Origin of the sequence: Croceicoccus sp. Ery5 (assembly GCF_020985325.1) — a bacterium.
Lineage (GTDB): Bacteria > Pseudomonadota > Alphaproteobacteria > Sphingomonadales > Sphingomonadaceae > Croceicoccus.
This window is the reverse complement of sequence record NZ_CP087587.1, coordinates 222,953-241,009: the sequence shown is the minus strand read 5'-3', so window position 1 is coordinate 241,009 and position 18,057 is coordinate 222,953. Positions and strand designations below refer to the sequence as shown.

Annotated in this window: 16 protein-coding genes and 1 tRNA gene; 7 read left to right on the top strand and 10 right to left on the bottom strand. The window is 63.1% G+C overall.

Going from position 1 to position 18,057, the window contains the following annotated elements:
- The first annotated feature begins 123 nt into the window (after positions 1 to 123).
- Positions 124 to 4,890, top strand: a complete 4,767-nt coding sequence (locus tag LOZ74_RS01190; protein WP_370638860.1) for an NAD-glutamate dehydrogenase — start codon at positions 124 to 126, stop codon at positions 4,888 to 4,890.
- A gap of 20 nt (positions 4,891 to 4,910) precedes the next feature.
- Here LOZ74_RS01190 and LOZ74_RS01185 read toward each other — a convergent pair whose 3' ends face one another.
- Complete coding sequence (locus LOZ74_RS01185) at positions 4,911 to 5,375, bottom strand: Lrp/AsnC family transcriptional regulator (protein ID WP_230279272.1); 465 nt, start codon at positions 5,373 to 5,375, stop codon at positions 4,911 to 4,913.
- 103 nt (positions 5,376 to 5,478) lie between these two features.
- Here LOZ74_RS01185 and phhA point away from each other — a divergent pair, with 103 nt between their 5' ends.
- From phhA to hmgA, 3 genes are read left to right on the top strand one after another with little or no spacing between them, the layout of a single operon-like run.
- Positions 5,479 to 6,354, top strand: a complete 876-nt coding sequence (gene phhA, locus LOZ74_RS01180) for a phenylalanine 4-monooxygenase (RefSeq protein ID WP_230292544.1) — start codon at positions 5,479 to 5,481, stop codon at positions 6,352 to 6,354.
- A complete protein-coding gene (gene hppD / locus LOZ74_RS01175) occupies positions 6,351 to 7,445 on the top strand; it encodes a 4-hydroxyphenylpyruvate dioxygenase (RefSeq protein WP_230292543.1) in 1,095 nt (364 codons plus the stop codon). The genes phhA and hppD overlap by 4 nt, the downstream gene beginning before the upstream one ends.
- A 25-nt stretch (positions 7,446 to 7,470) precedes the next feature.
- Positions 7,471 to 8,778 carry a homogentisate 1,2-dioxygenase gene (hmgA, locus tag LOZ74_RS01170; protein WP_230292542.1) on the top strand — a complete coding sequence of 436 codons (1,308 nt, stop codon included), beginning with the start codon at positions 7,471 to 7,473 and terminating at the stop codon, positions 8,776 to 8,778.
- Positions 8,779 to 8,789: 11 nt separating this feature from the next.
- On the opposite strand, the gene LOZ74_RS01165 is transcribed toward hmgA, so the two are convergent.
- Positions 8,790 to 9,554 carry a Crp/Fnr family transcriptional regulator gene (locus LOZ74_RS01165; protein WP_230292541.1) on the bottom strand — a complete coding sequence of 255 codons (765 nt, stop codon included), beginning with the start codon at positions 9,552 to 9,554 and terminating at the stop codon, positions 8,790 to 8,792.
- Between the two features lie 233 nt (positions 9,555 to 9,787).
- Between LOZ74_RS01165 and fahA the strand changes: the two genes are divergently transcribed.
- Positions 9,788 to 11,107: a fumarylacetoacetase gene (fahA, locus tag LOZ74_RS01160; RefSeq protein WP_230292540.1), complete on the top strand. Its 1,320-nt coding sequence runs from the start codon at positions 9,788 to 9,790 to the stop codon at positions 11,105 to 11,107.
- A 7-nt stretch (positions 11,108 to 11,114) separates the two neighbouring features.
- Here the strand turns inward: fahA and LOZ74_RS01155 are convergent.
- From LOZ74_RS01155 to aguB, 3 genes are all read right to left on the bottom strand, one after another.
- A tRNA-Lys gene (locus LOZ74_RS01155) sits at positions 11,115 to 11,190 on the bottom strand.
- 30 nt (positions 11,191 to 11,220) lie between these two features.
- The gene (gene folK / locus LOZ74_RS01150) at positions 11,221 to 11,724 is read right to left on the bottom strand and encodes a 2-amino-4-hydroxy-6-hydroxymethyldihydropteridine diphosphokinase (protein WP_230292539.1); all 504 of its coding nucleotides are present in this window, start codon (positions 11,722 to 11,724) and stop codon (positions 11,221 to 11,223) included.
- 11 nt (positions 11,725 to 11,735) lie between these two features.
- Complete coding sequence (gene aguB / locus LOZ74_RS01145; protein ID WP_230292538.1) at positions 11,736 to 12,590, bottom strand: N-carbamoylputrescine amidase; 855 nt, start codon at positions 12,588 to 12,590, stop codon at positions 11,736 to 11,738.
- Between the two features lie 101 nt (positions 12,591 to 12,691).
- On the opposite strand from aguB, the gene msrA reads away from it, so the two are divergent.
- Positions 12,692 to 13,234 (top strand): peptide-methionine (S)-S-oxide reductase MsrA, encoded by a 543-nt coding sequence (gene msrA / locus LOZ74_RS01140; protein WP_230292537.1) that lies wholly within the window; start codon positions 12,692 to 12,694, stop codon positions 13,232 to 13,234.
- An 18-nt stretch (positions 13,235 to 13,252) separates the two neighbouring features.
- Here the strand turns inward: msrA and LOZ74_RS01135 are convergent, their stop codons facing one another.
- Positions 13,253 to 14,509: an RsmB/NOP family class I SAM-dependent RNA methyltransferase gene (locus tag LOZ74_RS01135; protein ID WP_230292536.1), complete on the bottom strand. Its 1,257-nt coding sequence runs from the start codon at positions 14,507 to 14,509 to the stop codon at positions 13,253 to 13,255.
- A 76-nt stretch (positions 14,510 to 14,585) separates the two neighbouring features.
- On the opposite strand from LOZ74_RS01135, the gene LOZ74_RS01130 reads away from it, so the two are divergent.
- Entirely contained in the window at positions 14,586 to 14,753 is a 168-nt protein-coding gene (locus tag LOZ74_RS01130; protein ID WP_230293775.1) for a DUF1674 domain-containing protein, read from the top strand.
- Positions 14,754 to 14,762: 9 nt separating this feature from the next.
- Here the strand turns inward: LOZ74_RS01130 and LOZ74_RS01125 are convergent, their stop codons facing one another.
- The 4 genes from LOZ74_RS01125 to dksA form a co-directional block, all read right to left on the bottom strand.
- Positions 14,763 to 15,158 carry a DUF4112 domain-containing protein gene (locus LOZ74_RS01125; RefSeq protein WP_230292535.1) on the bottom strand — a complete coding sequence of 132 codons (396 nt, stop codon included), beginning with the start codon at positions 15,156 to 15,158 and terminating at the stop codon, positions 14,763 to 14,765.
- A 50-nt stretch (positions 15,159 to 15,208) separates the two neighbouring features.
- Positions 15,209 to 16,630 carry an ABC transporter substrate-binding protein gene (locus LOZ74_RS01120; RefSeq protein ID WP_230292534.1) on the bottom strand — a complete coding sequence of 474 codons (1,422 nt, stop codon included), beginning with the start codon at positions 16,628 to 16,630 and terminating at the stop codon, positions 15,209 to 15,211.
- Positions 16,631 to 16,733: 103 nt separating this feature from the next.
- A complete protein-coding gene (locus LOZ74_RS01115) occupies positions 16,734 to 17,096 on the bottom strand; it encodes a PilZ domain-containing protein (RefSeq protein WP_230292533.1) in 363 nt (120 codons plus the stop codon).
- A gap of 194 nt (positions 17,097 to 17,290) precedes the next feature.
- Positions 17,291 to 17,761: an RNA polymerase-binding protein DksA gene (dksA, locus tag LOZ74_RS01110; protein WP_230292532.1), complete on the bottom strand. Its 471-nt coding sequence runs from the start codon at positions 17,759 to 17,761 to the stop codon at positions 17,291 to 17,293.
- Between the last annotated feature and the right edge of the window lie 296 nt (positions 17,762 to 18,057).

Sequence of the window (18,057 nt, the reverse complement as noted above, 5' to 3'; positions counted from 1 at the left end):
TGAAACCGGACGGGACCACATCACCCTGACCCGCAGCGCCGCGGGAACGAACGCAGGCCCGGTCTGTATCGATAGAGTCTGTATCGATAGATGCTGCGGATCGTGTTTTGAGAGAGGGATGTCATGGCAAGCGAGGCCAAGGCTGGTAAAGCCAGGAGCAAGACGGTGACCAAAAGCAAGGCAGACATCGGCAAAAAGGCCGATCGGGACCATAAGCGCGCTCTGGCTGGCCATATCCGCGCCTCGCTGCTGGCAGGCGATGCACCCCTGGCCGATGCCGAGATGGACGCCATCACCGGTTTCATGCTGCAAACCGCGGCCTCACGCGAAGAGGGCGAAGCGGTGATCGATGTGGCCACCGCTACCGAGCCGCATCGCTATATGCGCCTTGCCATCGTCAATGACGACATGCCCTTTCTGGTCGATTCGCTGGCCGCCACTTTGGCCGCGCAGGGGCTGGTGGTGGATCGTTTGCTGCACCCCGTCGTCCCCGTTCGCCGCGACGACAAGGGCCGGTTGCTCGAACTATTGACCGACAATGGCGCGGGCGAAGTGCGCGAATCGATGATCTATATCGAAACCGCGCGTGTCGACGCCAAGGCCCGCCGCGAGCTGGTATCCGCCATCCGCACCACGCTGAACGATGTGCGTGCCTCGGTCGAGGACTGGCCCAAAATGCGCGCCGCGATCCTGGAAGACGCCAGCCGCATCGCCGATCCCGAAGGCGCGGCGCTGCTGCGCTGGCTGGGTGACGATATGCTGACGCAGCTGGGCCATGTGACGCGCAAGCGCGACGGTTCGATGACCCAAAAGCTGGGCATCTGCCGCAAAAGCGCGCGCGAAATCCTTGCCGATGCCTCGTTCGACCGCGCCTTTGCATGGTTCGACGAACCCGGCGGCGACAATCGCGGCCATGCACCGCTGATCGTCAAGGCGAATGCCGTATCGCGCGTTCACCGCCGCGTTCCGGTCGATCTGTTCATCGTGCCGGTGATAGAGGATGGGACGGTCACCGCCCTGTCGGTCCATGCCGGAATCTGGACCAGCGCGGCCCTGGCCTCTCCGCCCGATCGCGTGCCGCGTATGCGCCAGCAATTGACCCATATGATGGAAAAGCTGGGTTTCGACAGCGGCGCGCATACGGGCAAGGCACTGGTCCATGCGCTGACCGAATTGCCGCATGATTTGCTGATCGGTTTTTCCGAACACGATATCGAACGCGTCGCCACGGCCATGACCAGCCTTGCCGACCGTCCCCGCCCCCGCCTTACCCTGGTAGAGGCACCGCTGGCCCGCCATCTGTTCGCCTTTGTCTGGTTGCCGCGCGACATGGTTTCGACCGAAGTGCGGCTGCGCATCCTTCGCCTGTTGCAGGACGCCATCGGGGCCGAACTTCTCGACTGGAGCATTCAGGTCGAGGGCGGCAATCTTGCCATGATCCGCTTCGTGCTCGACATCCGGAATATCGACAGCCGGTTCGACGCAGCGGCGCTGGACGCGCAATTGCAGATCATGCTGCGCGGCTGGAGCGAGGCAGTCGAAGGAGAGCTGTCGAAGATCGAGGACGGATCGCGCGCCGCCGCCATTTCGGCGCGCTATGCCGACAGTTTCCCCGCCGGTTATCGCAGTTTCTATGGCGCGACAGAGGCCGCGCGCGACATTGCCCGCCTGCATAATATCACGGCGTCAGAGGATGGTGCCGTTGCCGATGCGCCGCCCGCCCGCGCAGTGCGGCTCTATTGCCCCGAGCATCAGGCGGTCACCGATGAAGAACCGCTGCGTCTGAAAGTCTATCAGCAGCATGGCCAGTTGCCGTTGTCCGATGCCGTGCCCGCGCTGGAGAATTTCGGCTTTCGCGTCATGTCCGAAATTCCGACCCCGCTCGATGGCGGCGATCTGGGCACGATCCACGATTTCGGCCTTGGGCTGCCCGGCGGCGAAGATGCACGCGATTTGCTGAACCGCGCCGAAGCCATCGAGCAGGCCATTGCCGCCGTGCTGAATAACACGGCAGAGAACGACCAGTTCAACCGTCTGGTCATTTCCGCCGGATTGAGCGCGAGCGAAACAGACTGGCTGCGCGCCATGTACCGCTATTTCCGTCAGGGCGGGCTGGGCTTTACTATTGCCTCTGCCGTGGGGACGCTGGCGCGCAATCCCGCGATCACCCGCAACCTGCTGGCCCTGTTCCGCGCGTGCCATCAGCCCGAATTCAAGGGCGACCGCGAAAAAGCCGCTGCCGACGCGCGCGAGGATATCCGCACCGCATTGCTGAAGGTCGAGCTGATCAACGACGACCGCCTGCTGCGCCAGTATCAAAGCCTGGTCGATGCGATCCTGCGTACCAATGCCTTTGCCCCCGCCGCCACAGAAGCATTGGCATTCAAGATCGATTCCGCGCTGGTCCCCGGCTTGCCCAAGCCCGTGCCATGGCGCGAGATCTTCGTTTATTCGCGCCGTGTAGAGGGCATCCACCTGCGCGCCGGCCCTGTCGCGCGCGGCGGCTTGCGCTGGTCCGACCGGCGTGACGATTTCCGCACCGAGATCCTTGGCCTGATGAAGGCGCAGCGCGTGAAGAACGCGGTTATCGTGCCGACCGGCGCCAAGGGCGGTTTCTATCCCAAGCAATTGCCCGATCCCGCCCGCGACCGCGCAGGCTGGGCCGCCGAGGGACAGGCCAGCTATCAGGTCTTTATCCGCACCTTGCTGTCGGTCACCGACAATATCGTGAAGGACAAGGTCTTGCATCCGGCTAGCGTGCTGTGCCGCGACGGCGACGATCCCTATTTCGTGGTTGCCGCCGACAAGGGCACCGCGCGCTTTTCCGACATTGCCAATGCGATTGCCGAGGATCGCGGCTTCTGGCTTGACGATGCGTTCGCCAGCGGCGGGTCGCACGGTTATGACCACAAGGCCATGGGCATCACCGCCCGCGGCGCATGGCTTTCGGTGCAGCGCCATTTCCGCGAAATGGGCGTGGACGTGCAATCCGATCCCGTGCGTGTCGTCGGCTGCGGCGATATGTCGGGCGACGTATTCGGCAATGGCATGCTGCTGTCCAAGGCGATCCGCCTTGTCGCCGCATTCGACCATCGGCATATTTTCATCGATCCCGATCCCAATGCCGCCAAGGGTTGGAAGGAACGGAAGCGCCTGTTCGGACTGTCGCATTCCAGCTGGGACGATTACGACAAGGCGCTGATCAGCAAGGGCGGCGGGGTCTTCCCGCGCACGATGAAGCGCATCCCGCTGTCGGCACAGGCGCAAGAGGCGCTGGGGATCGACGAGAGCGAGATCGAGCCCGACCGCCTGATCGCCGCCATCCTTGCCGCGCCCGTCGACCTGCTGTGGTTCGGCGGCATCGGCACCTATATCAAGGCCAGCCACGAGGTGAACGGACAGGTGGGCGATCCCACCAATGATGCGTTGCGCATCAGTGCCGACGAGCTTCGGGTGAAAGTCATCGGCGAAGGCGCGAACCTTGGCATTACACAGGCCGCGCGCATCGAGTTCGGGCTGAGAGGCGGGCGGATCAACACCGACTTTATCGACAATTCGGCAGGCGTCGATTGTTCGGATAACGAGGTGAATATCAAGATCGCCTTTGCCGCCGCGCGCCGCGCGGGCCGCCTGTCCGAAGAGCGTCGAAACGTGCTGCTGGCCGAAATGACCGACGAGGTCGCCGAAATCGTGCTGGAGGACAACCGCCTGCAGGCATTGGCCCTGTCGATCGCGGAACGCGGCGCTTCGCATGCTACCGCCAGCCATTTGCGCGTGATGGAAATGCTGGAAGAAACCGGCGATCTGGACCGCCGGACCGAGGGGCTGGCCGACAGCGAAACGCTGGCCCGCCGCGCGGCGGAGGGCAAGGGGCTGACCCGTCCCGAACTGGCCGTATTGCTGTCTTCGGCCAAGCTGCGGCTGCAAGCCGATATCGAGGCGTCTTCCGTCCCCGATGACAAGGGGCTGGAAGACATGCTGTTCGCGGCATTCCCCACCCCGATGCGCGGCGAGTTCAAGGCCCAGATCGCGGGCCACCGGCTGCGGCGCGAGATTATCGCGACACAGCTTGCCAATGCGCTCGTCAACCGACTTGGCATCGTCCATCCGTACGAGCTTGCCGAAGAGGAAGGCGTCTCGCTGGCGCAGGTCGCGGCTGCCTTTGCGGTCGCCGTGCGCCTGTTCGACCTGAATGCCTGCTGGGACCAGCTTGAACACGCCAGGATGGAGGAGCCTGCGCGCCTGTTGCTGCTCGACTATCTGGCCAATGCGGTGCGCGGCCATATGGCTGATGTGCTGCGGGCCAGCGGCGGGCAGGTAAAGCCGTCGGAAACCTATGACCGGCTGGCCAAGGGTGTCGCCACGCTGGCGACCGACACGCGCGACCTTTTGGCCGAGGAAGCGCGCGCCAATTCGCAAAAACTGCTCGACCGTTTCGCCGATGGCGGCGTGCCTGCCAAGGAAGCCGCGCAAGTCGCGGGCCTGTTCGACCTCGACGGGGCCGTCGGGCTGGCGCAGCTTGCGTCGGACACGGGGATCGAGCCGCGCCTGTTGACGGGGGCCTTCACGCGGCTGGGCGATCTGCTGGGGCTGCACTGGGCACAATCGACCGCCGCGCTGATGACACCGTCGGACCCGTGGGAGCGGCTTCTGGTCGCCGGATTATCCCGCGATTTTCAGCAGATGCGGCTGGAATTCCTGCGCGATCTGGCACGATCCAAAAAGGCCAAGGCCGATCCGGTCGCCGCGGTCGAGGCATGGACGGCAGAGCGCGAGAATGCGATCGCCCGCTTTCGCGGCATGATCGGCAGGGCGAAGTCCACCGCTCCCATCGCGCCTGCCATGCTGGCCCAGATCGCCAGCCAGGCGCGCAATATGCTGATGCGCTGATACGATGAAACGGGCGCCGCCTATTCCAGCGGCGGCGCCCGGCTTTCCTTCACCGCCTCCAGCGCGATGATCGACTTCACGTCGCGCACTCCGTCCATACGGACCAGCGTTTTAAGCGTGATCTGCGACAGATGTTCCACGTCGCGCGCGATCACCCGCAATATGTAATCCATGTCGCCCGTAACCGCATGGCACGATACGATATAGGGGTTTTCGCGGATCATCGTTTCGAAGCGGGCGATCGTCTTGTCCGAATGCGATTTCAGATTGATCAGCACATAGGCTTCGAGTTCGAAACCCAGCTTCCGCGGATCGAGAACCGGCGCATAGCCGGCGATCACGCCGTCATCTTCCAGCCGCTTTACCCGCCGGCTGACCGGTGTGGCCGAAAGCGCGGCGCGTTCGGCCACGGCAGCGATGGGCATGCGGGCATCATCCTGCAACGCCGCGATGATCCGCTTATCATATGCGTCAAGTCGTGCCATTCGACCAATCTAACGCGATTTCTTGGCTGAATCCACCAAATCCGGCCCGGATGCGGCAAATCTTTGCACGGAAACCGTTTCGCCCGTGTGGTATTGTTCGATTATGGAGAAACCCGGTTCAGCCAATAGTTCGAGCGAGCTTCGCGGTGACTATACGCATGCGGACGCGCGTTACACCGTCCCGCAGGACCATGCGGCCTATACCGATGCCGAGCATGATCGCTGGCGTCGCCTTTACGCGCGGCAGGTAAGACTGGCCGAAAAGCACGCCGCCCGCGCCTTTCGCGACGGGCTGGCGCGGCTGGATTGCGCCGACGGCATTCCCGATTTCGAACGCGCCAGCCGTATCTTGGACGAGGCGACCGGCTGGCGCATCGTGGCGGTGCCGGGCTTTATCCCTGACGAAGTGTTTTTCGATCACCTCGCCAACCGGCGCTTTCCCGTCACCCGCTGGATCCGCGAGGAGCACGAGCTGGACTATCTGGTCGAGCCTGACGTGTTCCACGACTTCTTCGGCCATGTGCCGATGCTGCTCTACCCGACATTCGCGGATTTCATGGCTGCCTATGGCGCAGCCGGTGCGCGGGCGCAGGCGATGGACGCGGTGCCGATGCTGGCGCGCATCTACTGGTACACGGTCGAATTTGGCCTGATCGAAGAGGATGGCGCATTGCGGGCCTATGGCGCGGGCATCGTATCCTCTGCGGGCGAGACGGTGTTTTCCACGACCGACCCCGATGTGCTGCGCGTCCGCATGGACCCCGAACGCATCATGCGCACCGCCTATCGGATCGATGATTTTCAGGACATCTATTTCGTCATCGACGATCTGCAACAGCTGATGACCGGTCTCGTCGATCTCGATTTCGGGCCGATCTATACCGCCTATCGCGATAGCGAGCCCTTTGCCCCCGGGCAGTTGCAGGACGGCGATACGCAGGTTCCCCTTTCCATTTCACCCGAGGATGCCACATCATGACCGATCTGTTCGAAAACCCCATCGGCCTTGACGGCTTTGAATTCGTCGAGTTCTCCGCCCCCGAAAAAGGCGTGCTGGAACCGGTGTTCACGGCCATGGGCTTTACCCATGTCGCCAATCACCGCTCGAAAGATGTGCAGCTCTGGCGGCAGGGCGACATCAATCTGATTACCAATTACGAACCCGGCTCGCCCGCCTGGTTCTTCAGCCGCGAACATGGCCCCAGCGCCTGCGGCATGGCGTTTCGCGTAAAGGATGCGCGCCGCGCCTATGAAGAACTGCTCGACCGTTCGGCCGAACCGGTGCAACTCGAAACCGGCCCGATGGAACTGCGCCTGCCCGCCATTCGCGGGATCGGCAATGCCATCATCTATCTGGTCGACCGTTATGAAGGCGCGGAGCGTGGCGACCTGTCGATCTATGACATCGACTTTGATTTCCTGCCGGGTGTCGAGCGACATCCGAAGGGTGCGGGCTTCCTGCGGATCGATCACCTTACCCATAATGTCTATGGCGGCCGCATGGCCTATTGGGCCGATTATTACGAGAAGCTCTTCAACTTCCGCGAAATCCGCTATTTCGACATCAAGGGTGAATATACCGGCCTGACGTCCAAGGCGCTGACAGCGCCCGATGGCAAGATCCGCATCCCGTTGAACGAGGAAGGCGAAGGCGGAAAGGGTCAGATCGAGGAATTCCTGCGCCAGTTCAACGGCGAAGGCATCCAGCATATTGCCTTTATCTGCGACGATCTGGTCTCGGCATGGGACTCGCTGAAACAGACCGGTGTGCCCTTTATGACCGCGCCGCCCGAAACCTATTACGAGATGCTGGCCGAACGCCTGCCCGGCCATGGCGAGGATGTGGACGCGCTGAAAATGCGCGGCATATTGCTCGACGGCACGACCGAGGGCGGCCAGCCGCGCCTGCTCTTGCAGATTTTTGCCGAGGCGAATGTCGGCCCCGTGTTCTTCGAGTTCATCCAGCGCAAGGGCGACGACGGCTTTGGCGAAGGCAATTTCAAGGCCCTGTTCGAAAGCATGGAGCGCGATCAGGTCAGGCGCGGTACGCTGAAGGTCGACGCCGACTGATCAGGCTGAGGGGAGAGAGCGGGCAATGAAGAACGGGACCGGGGATTACCAGACCGGCTTTGGCAATCACTTCTCTACCAAAGCGGTGGAGGGTGCGCTGCCCGTTGGCCGCAACAGCCCGCAGCGCCCTGCCTTTGGCCTTTATGCCGAGCAATTCTCGACCACGGCCTTCACTGCGCCGCGCGCCGAAAACCGCCGGTCCTGGCTCTATCGCTTGCGTCCCGCCGCCAGCCATTCGCCCTTCACGCCGTTAAAGGCCGCGCCCCGCCTTGCCAGCGCTCCGTTGGCAACAGGCCCGGTCGACCCCAACCGCTTGCGCTGGAGCGCATTGGCCATGCCCGAGCAGCCGACCGACTGGCTCGACGGGCTTGTCACCTATGGCGCGAACGGCGATGTGGCGACGGGCGCGGGCATCGGCGTGCATCTTTATGCCGCCAACCGGTCGATGGAGCGGCGCGCCGTGCAGTTTTCGGATGGCGAACTGCTGATCGTTCCGCAAACGGGAACGCTGGCGATTACCACCGAACTTGGCCGCATGGATGTGCCGCCCGGCCATATCGCGCTGATCCCGCGCGGCATGCGCTTCACCGTCGCACTGGACGGCCCCGCGCGCGGCTATGTCGCAGAAAATTACGGTGCGCCGTTCCAGCTTCCCGATCTGGGACCGATCGGGTCCAACGGGCTGGCCAATCCCCGTGATTTCGAAACGCCGGTGGCATGGTTCGAAGACAGCGACGGCGATTACGAGCTGGTGCAGAAGTTTCAGGGCCATTTGTGGCACACCACGCTTGGCCATTCGCCGTTCGACGTGGTGGCATGGCACGGGAACAGCGTACCGCTGCGCTATGATCTGGCGCGCTTCAACACGATCGGCACCGTCAGTTTCGACCATCCCGATCCGTCGATCTTTACAGTGCTGACCAGCCCGGGCGAAACGCCGGGTACTGCCAATTGCGACTTCGTCATCTTTCCGCCGCGCTGGATGGTCGCAGAGGACACGTTCCGCCCGCCATGGTTTCACCGCAATGTGATGAGCGAGTTCATGGGCCTGATCCACGGTGTGTACGATGCCAAGGAAGGCGGCGGTTTCGAACCCGGCGGGGCGAGCCTGCATAACCAGATGAATGGCCACGGGCCCGATGCCGCAAGCACGGCCAAGGCGATGGATGCCCGGCTGACGCCTGTGAAGCTGGACGATACGCTGGCCTTCATGTTCGAAAGCCGCTGGGTCATCGCGCCCACTGCCGCCGCGCTGGCGCGGCCCGAGTTGCAGCCTGCCTATGACGATTGCTGGACGGGTTTCGCCAAGGCGACGCTGCCGCCAACGGGATGAATGCCGCGCCCTTAGCCCAGATAGAACTGCTGGTAGTCCAGCGCCGCGCGCATCTTGGGCTGGGCATTCAGGCGCAGCCTTTTGCCGCGCTTTTCGATAAAGCCGGTGTCCTGCAGTTTTTTCAGCGTGCGCGACACATGAACATCTGTCAGGCCGGTAAAATCGCCCAGTTCTCGCAAGGTCAGCGGCAGGCCGATCCATTCCTCGGCCTCTCCGCCGGTCGCAAGCTCGTCCTGAATGTCGAGCAGCGCCAGCGCCAGCCGGTCGGTCGCCGGCAGCGAGATAAGTCCGCGGCACCGCTGTTGCGTGCGATGGCAGCGCGCCATTTCATGCCGCTCTATCGCTTCGCGCAAGGGGCGGTTGTCCGCCACGATATCGCTCAACCTTTCACGATCAAAGACGATCACGCGCGAGCGGGCTTTAAAGGTGACGTTTTCGACCAGCATGCCGCCCCACACGCTCGACCAGTTGCAGATCGCGCCGGGTGCAAAAATATCGCCGATATGGCGGCGCCCGTCGGGATAAAGGCTGAACGCAAAAGCAAAGCCGCTTTCAAGCGCGAAGATGCGGTCGTTATGGTTTCGGTCGGCCCAGATCGGCTGGTCGCGCTGTATCACCCCGATGCGGTCGACCGCCGGATGCAGCACGGAAAGATCAAGTTCGCCGCCGAACAACGCCAGCCTGCGCGCCAGATTGGCGATGGCTGTGGCAATATCGGCGTCGGTTGTGCGGAAGTCCCGCTCTTGCCTGAAAAAGGCGCTTTGCGACCCATTCATAACCCACCTGTCGGCACTGTCGTCCGACAAGTACCGCCCCCCATATCTTCCATCGGGCTGATGATCATTCCATCGCTGTTCCAATAGATACCCCGACATATTTCTAACAGGCCAAACTCTAGATTTGCAAGACACATTAAATCGAACTTTGATCCAAAGCAGACTAATCTTGGTCTGGACATCGGGTTCAACCGCAGGATTTATGATGAATTACCCCGGCACGGAGCGCCCAATTGACCGAGCTTGACGAGACCCATGATCCGGCACGCACCAGCTGGGTCGGCGGTGCCAATGGCCATCCCGAATTTCCGGTGCAGAACCTGCCGGTCTGTATCTTCTCGAACGCAGCGGACGATCAGCCCCGCGCGGGTGTCGCCATCGGCGATCACATCGTCGACATCCGCGCCGCGACAGAGGCCGGTTTCCTGACGTCCGATGCCGCCAAAATCGCGGCGAAGGGCGAGACGCTGAACGCCTTTCTTGCCCTTCCGGCCGAGGCGCGCCGCGTGTTCCGCCGCGAAGTATCCGGCTGGCTGTCCGGTCCGGCGAATGACACCGCCGCCGCGCGTGCCACGCTTTGCGCCATGGGCGATTGCCGCTTTCACCTGCCCGCGCGGATTGGCGATTACACCGATTTCTACGTCGGCATCTACCATGCAGAGGCGGTCGGCAGGCTGTTCCGGCCCGATAATCCTTTGCTGCCAAACTATAAACATGTGCCCATCGGGTACCACGGCCGCGCGTCCTCGGTGCAGGCAAGCGGCTTGCCCGTGCCGCGCCCGTGCGGACAGATTCTGGCGGACGGCGCGGTTGAACCCGCTTTCACCCCGTGCCGACGCCTCGACTACGAGCTCGAACTGGGCATCTGGATCGGCGAGGGCAACCGACAGGGGCATCGCGTTCCCGTCGATATGGCCGGTCGTCAAATCGCGGGGTTCAGCCTGCTGAACGACTGGTCCGCGCGCGATATGCAGACGTGGGAATACCAGCCGCTCGGCCCGTTTCTGGCCAAAAGCTTTGCGACCAGCGTGTCGCCATGGATCGTCTCGACCGAGGCGCTGGCCCCTTTCCGCATTGCGCAGGCCCCGCGCCCTGCGGGCGACCCGCGCCCCTTGCCCTATCTGTGGGATGACGACGATCAGGCCGATGGCGCGTTCGACATTGATCTGGAAGTGCTGATCCGCACCCCCGCGATGCGCGATGCGGGCCTGACCCCATACCGGCTTGCCCTGTCGAACGCGCGGCACATGTATTGGACCGCAGCGCAGATGATTGCGCATCATACGTCGAACGGCTGCAACCTGCGCCCCGGCGATCTGCTGGGCACGGGCACATTGTCCGGCCCGGACGCAAGCGGCTGCGGCAGCCTGCTGGAACTGGTTGGCGGCGGCAAAGGACCGATCACCCTGCCCACTGGCGAAACACGCATGTTTCTGGAAGACGGCGACGAAGTGATCCTTCGCGCCAGCGCCAGCCGCGAAGGCTTTGCCACGATCGGTCTGGGTGAATGCCGCGGCACCATCACCCCAGCACAATGTGCCGGTGACATTTAGCGGGAAATGGTGAGCCCTGCTGGGTTCGAACCAGCGACCTACTGATTAAAAGTCAGTTGCTCTACCGACTGAGCTAAGGGCCCGATCCACGACGCGTCGCGCGGTCAGGGGGGTCACCTAGGCAGGGGGCGGCGCTTGGTCAAGCGTGCATGCATATGTCTGACAGAAAGTCCGGTAAAAGGATCGCGCCAAGTGCCCGCAATCCGCGCCGCCGGCCCCAGCACAAAGCTGCGTCCGCGCATTTCCCGATGCGGAACGATCAGCCGCCGATCGACATAGGCACCGCCGCTCCACAACAGAATATCCAGATCGAGCGTCCTTTGCCGCCAGCGCTGGCCGATGCGGCGCCTGCCGAACGCATTCTCTATTCCATTCAGCAGGTCGAGCATGGCGGGCGGATGAAGCGCACAGCGGACAACGCAGGCCGCATTGGCATATTCCCGCGCCGAGGGGCCGACGGGCGCGCTCCGCAGGATTGCAGAGGCGGCGATCACCTCGCATGCATCCTCAAGCGCCGCCATCGCCTTGCCGACGACAGCGGATGGCGGACCAATACGCCAGTGGCGCATGTTCGACCCGAGGCCGATCAGGTAAAGCTGGCCCTGTACCCCTGCCATAACGGGCTGCGTCAGATATCCTCTGCCAGCCGCCCGTAAAGCTGGGGTCGCCGGTCGCGGAAAAAGCCCATGCCTGCGCGATGCGTCGCCGCGCGCGCCAGATCGAGCCTCGCCACCAGCACGCCGGTCTCCTCGCGCCCGAACTCTTCCACATAGTCGCCCCATTCGTCGCTGATGAAGCTGTGGCCATAGAATGTCTGGCAGTCGCCTTCCCTGCCTATGCGGTTCGATGCGATCACCGGCATGCAGTTCGATACGGCATGACCGATCATCGCCCGCCGCCACATGCGGCTGGTGTCGAGATCGGCGTCATAGGGTTCCGAGCCGATGGCCGTAGGATAGAACAGCAGTTCCGCCCCCATCAGCGCCAGGGCGCGCGCGGTTTCGGGATACCATTGGTCCCAGCAGATCCCCACGCCGACCCGCGTGCCGAACACATCCCACACCTTGAAGCCGGTATTGCCGGGGCGAAAATAATATTTCTCCTCGTAACCCGGACCGTCGGGAATATGGCTCTTGCGATAGGTGCCCAGGATCTCGCCATCGGGGCCGATCATGGCGAGCGTGTTGTAATAATGATGGCCGTCACGTTCGAAAAAGCTGGTTGGGATCGCGATCTTCAGCTTTGCCGCCAGGGCCTGCATCGCAGTGACCGACGGGTGCTCGGCAGTGGGGCGCGCCAGCGCGAACAGGGTCTCGTCCTCTTCGCGGCAGAAATAGGGGCCCGAGAATAATTCGGGCGGCAACACGATTTGCGCGCCTTTTCCGGCGGCCTCTTCCACCAGATCGGAAATGGCGGCGATATTCGCCTGCTCGTCATCCGAGCCGAGGGCGCATTGCAGGGCTGCGACGGTGATCTTTGTCATGCGCCCCAAGTATGGTGCCCGACACGATAGGACAAGCTGCGATAGAACAGCACTGGCAAGCGGCGAATGCCGTTCCTATGTGATGGGCCAAGGAGATTTCGATGAGCGAAGAACAGGCAATCGTGGCTGGCGGCTGCTTCTGGTGCACCGAGGCGGTGTTCCGGGACGTGATCGGCGTAACCGCGGTTGAAAGCGGATATATCGGCGGAAATGTCGAAAATCCGACCTATAAGCAGGTTTGCACGGGCGAGACCGGCCATGCAGAGGCTGTGCGCCTGACATTTGACACCGATGTGATCGGACTGGCCGATATCCTCGACGTTTTCATGGGCACGCATGATCCGACGCAGCTGAACCGGCAGGGCAATGATGTCGGCACCCAGTATCGTTCGGCCATCTTCCCGCTCAACGAAGCGCAGAAAACCGCTGCCGAGGCGGCGATCCGCCGCGCGCAGGACGAACGCGACCTGCCCGTCGTGACCACGATCGAGGAACCGACCGAATTCTACGTGGCCGAGGATTACCATCAGGAATATTGGGAAGGCGACGGACAGCGCAATCCCTATTGCCTTGCGGTCATTCCGCCCAAGTTGGCCAAATTGCGCAAGAGTTTTGCCAACAGGTCGAAAACGCCGATCGAATAGACGCCAGCCCGTATCGCGCTAAAGCCGCGTGAAACGCGCGGCGAAGAACCCGTCCATCCCGCCGGTCCCTGCCATCAGGCCGGGATCGGTGCGGAGCCAGCCCTGTGACGTGGGCGCGAGGATTTCGGGCAATTCATCGGGCCGCAGCGGATCGGATTGCAAACGCGTGTCAGCGGCCAGCGCGATGGCGCGATCCTCGCCCTCCTCTCGCTCCAGCGAGCAGACCGCATAGACCAGCGTACCGCCGGGTTTCAGCCAGCCCACCGCCCGTTCGGCAAGAGCCTGTTGCAGCGCGGTCAATTCGTCCAGCCGCGATGGCAGAAATCGATGCAGCACATCGGGATGGCGGCGGCATGTGCCCGTCGCGCTGCACGGCGCGTCCAGCAAGATGGCATCGAAGGCGCCGTCGGGCTGCCATTTAAGTGCATCGGCAGTGACAATTCGTGCATCCAAACTGGTGCGCGAGAGGTTTTCGCGCAGCCTCTCCAACCGCCGTTTTGAAATGTCGAGCGCGGTCACATCCCAACCGGCAGCGGCAAGTTGCAGGCTCTTGCCGCCAGGCGCGGCGCACAGGTCGAGGACGCGCCGCCCATCGCCCTTACCCAATAAGCCGGCGGGCAGTGTGGCGGCGAAATCCTGCACCCACCATGCGCCATCGTCGAAACCGTCCAGTTCGCCCACAGCCCGGCCGCGCGGCAGGCGCAACCGACCGCCACCCAGCGATAGCGCACCCAAACGCTCTGCCCACTCGGCTTCACCCGTCAGGTCGCGAAGCATGATGTCGAGCGGCGGCAAATCGACGAGGCCCTGCCGGATCGCATCGATCCTGTCGGGCCATTGCAAATCCCACCTGTCGGCAATGGGACCGGGCAACGAGGGCAACTCGGGCAAACGCGCCTCGCGCTTCGTCAGTGTCGAAAACACGCCGTGCGCCAGCCTGCGCGGTCCGCCCGCCAGCAATTCCAGCCCCGTCGAGACCACGGCGTGGGGCGGCGTATCCAGCCGTAACGCCTGTGCCAGCATCAGCCGCAGCACCGTGCGCACCTTGGCATCGTCGGCGACAATCTGCCGTGTGGCACTGTCGATCAGCGCATCGAGATCGGGCAACCAGCGCAGGGTTTCGCCCGCGATCGCGCGGGCCAGCGCCGCATCGGCGGGGCGCAGGCGCGATGTGGCGCGCGGCAGCGCCATATCCATCGTCTCGCCCCGCCGCAAAACGGCGTCGAGTACTTGAAGGGCAGCCCTGCGGGCAGGCAATCCGGCGGTATCGGGCAAGAACGGCTCCTGATGGATGAACCGGCCTGCCCTAGCGATGCTTGCGTTTCAGCGCCAGCCACCCCATCATCGCATGATGACGAAACGTGCCACACAGCGGCCTGCCGAATTCAAGAAGCCTGCCCATTGGACTGACGATCCCGCGCCCGCACCGGGCGAGGGTTCGCGCCACGAAGATGTAGAGCGACCCGATCCCACGCGCTATGGCGATTGGGAAAAAAACGGCATTGCCATCGACTTTTAGGGCTTACGCTTACTGTTCGATGATCCGCGTCTCGGGGTGATGTTTATCCAGATGCTTGCGGATGATCTTCAGATTCTTGGTGTTCGACCGGAACAACAGATCGAATGCATCGCCGACCAGCGGTACCGCACCGACCGCCGTGTCAAACGCGACATTGGCGCCCATGTGCCAGATTTTCCACTTGGGCATCCCCAGATTGCGGGCTTCCCACACAATATAGGCCCCCATCGCCGCGGTCACCAGATCGCCGACTATGGGGATCAGGCCGGCGATCGCATCCAGGCCGACAGGATAGTTGATGCCGGGTATGCGAAAGCTGCGTTCCAGCACGCGCTCCAACATCTCGACACGTTGGCGGACTGAGGCCGGGTCGTTGCCCATGCCGATCGATTGCGCCTCGAACATCGGTTGAAACCGGGTTGCGCGCGCGGTGGTTTCCTCTTCGTTCATGCCCCCTAGGTGGGGTTCAGCGCCAGCTGCGACAAGGGATGGACGCCCAACCCGTTCACGGCGAACCCCTCGACCGATCCGCGCACCAGCGAAAAACGGATCGGGGTGCCGAACGGGATGAAGCCGTTTTCGGCAACGATCAGCGCCTCTGCCTGTGCCATCAGCGCCGCGCGGGCCGTCGCGTCGGGTTCTGCCAATGCCTGTTCGACCAAGGCGTCGCCCTCGGCGCTGCAGGCCGCGCCCGAAACGCCGCAATGAAACCGGTTGAGATACCAGCGGGCCATTCGGACATGCGCGACCTCGTCAACCATGTGCAGGTCGGCCCTTGCCGGATTGGCAGCGCGGGTCAGGGTCAGCCCGATGGCAGCAAAATCATTGCGCAGGCGGGCGAACAGCAAGTCACCGCCCCGCCCCGAAGGCAGCGCGATGGTAAGGCCGGGGATCTGCTCGCCCGGCGCGGTCCAGCCCGCTACACGGCGGCGGGCGACCTCTTGCCGTTCGGCGATCGACATGCCCTGCCATCTTTCCTGCGGCGCACTGGCGCTGTCGGGCAGACCGGCAGGCACAAGCCGTGTGGTCGGCACCCAGCCGCCGATGTTGAACGGCGCGATCAATGCGTCACGGTCGATCGCCATGGCAATCGCCTCGCGATTGTCGGCGTCGCTGAGGAACCCGCTGTCGCGCCGCGTGACGGCCAGCCCGAACAGTCCTGATACCGGATCAAGGCGGATGGTACCCCGCAGCAGCCCACCCATGCGTACAAAAGGAAGCCCGTCGACATTTCCGTTAAGCAGCACCGAGGCACGCCCCGACTGGAAGAATTCGACTGCCTCGCGCGGCGGCAGGATGCGCATTTCCAGCGGCTCTACCGCAGCATAGGGGTTATCGGCAGGCTCCAGTCCCGCAGGTGCAAGCAGGAAAGGTTCCCCGCTGCTGTCGGTGTCGAGCACAAGGACATGCGGATTGCGCCGTCCCGTCTGCAACGACAGTTCCGGTCCTGCCAGCAGGTTCAGAAATTCGGGAAAGGGCGATTTCAGCCGGATCTCGATCACTCGGCCGGTGCGGGCATAGACGGCCTCTACCGCCCGCAGATCGAGGCCCAGCGCCGTCTTCGCCTGTTGCTCCATGGCAGCCAGCAGCATGCGCCGAATGATGCGGGCATTGATTGCGGACCCGTCGGCATCGCGCATTTCGCGCAGGCGGAAGATATAGCTCAGCCCGTCATCGGTGACGATCCAGCTTTCGGCCAGGCCCGGGGTGATGCGCCCCTCCGCATCGAAATCGACCAGCCCTTCGCGCGTGGCTGCCATCAACGCCGCTTCTGCCGCATCGCCGCTGCCGTCGGCCGAAAGCGCGGCGGCGCGGTCGCCCACCAGCACGACATCGACGGGAGCCTCGCCGTCACCGCCACAGGCGGAAACACCCATGGCCAAAAGGGCTATTGCAGCGGTCCGAATGGGAAATGGGCGCTTCATTCGCGCGTCTTAGCAAGCAGATGCCGCGCGGTCAGCCATTTCGAAAGGGTAATGGTCAGCCTTCGCCGTTTCGATCCGAAGGATGCTGGACTTCGCCCTCGGGCTCGTCCGTTTCGGGCAGATCGACGTCGGCCACCGGAAATTGCACGAGTGACGACCGAATCGATTCGTCGAATGCAATGCCGCAACGATCGCCCGCGGCCCAAGCGACATGGCCCGCCACGATTCCGATATTGCGCAGGTCGAGGAATATCCTGGCCCCTCGCGAAACGCGCATCGACCCTTCGGCCATGACTCCGGAATCCGAAATATTCCGGAGCTTTACCTCATACGGAGGTCCGTCACGCTCAAGCCTCAGCTCTGCGACAAGGAAGAGCGAGTCGCGGCCGTGCCTGCGGTTGTCCTGGCGGTCGATCATCGCTCGTTTCCCTGAGGACTGATTGTCCAAAACATGGACAGAGCGAAATCTGTCCAATCCGATATGCAATCAGTAGAGAAAGAGGCCTAAGAAAGTCTAAAGCGCATTCGGACTATCCCCAACGGCACGGTTCTGTGCCGCATCGGGACAGGCGCGGCTCAACCCATACCCGCTGAGCCACGCTTCACCGCAGATCAGTCGTCGCGCGAAATCTTTTCGCGGCGCTCGTGCGCTTCCTGCGCCTCCACCGTCATGGTCGCGATCGGACGTGCGATCAGCCGCCCGAGGCCGATCGGTTCGCCGGTAACTTCGCAATAGCCGTATTCGCCCTCATCAATGCGGCGCAGGGCGGAATCGATCTTGGCAATCAGCTTGCGCTGGCGGTCGCGGGTGCGCAGTTCGATGCCCCAGTCGGTCTCGCTCGACGCGCGATCGTTCAGGTCGGGTTCGCGGATCGGCCCTTCCTGCAGGTTCTGCAAAGTGCCGGCCGATACATCCAGGATCGACTGCTTCCACTCGGTCAGCAGGCGGCGGAAAAACTCCTGCTGCTGCGCATTCATATAAGGTTCGTCTGCGCTGGGCAGATATTCGCCCGCCAGCGCATTCCGGGCCGCTGCCAGATCGTCGATCTCGCTACCGTTCGCCAGGCTCATGCTCGTTGCCATCCACACCTCCAGATGCCGCCCGTCCCTCCGACGGCAAATGTGAAACCCCGATGCGCGGCCCTATAGTTGTCCGACTATGCGGGCACAAGCGCGCAATGCGGTTCGTCCATATTCGTGCACAGATTAAGCTTTTCCGAACGGCGTGCCGTTTGTCGGCAAACGGCCCCGTTTGCGCGTCGAAACATCGTTAACGGCTTGTTGACCATATCGCGCGACACTGGTCCCGCGCCGCCAAAGGGGGATGGCGCAGGTTCAGGGGGTTTCAACAATGGGTTATCTCAACCGCCAGAGTTTCG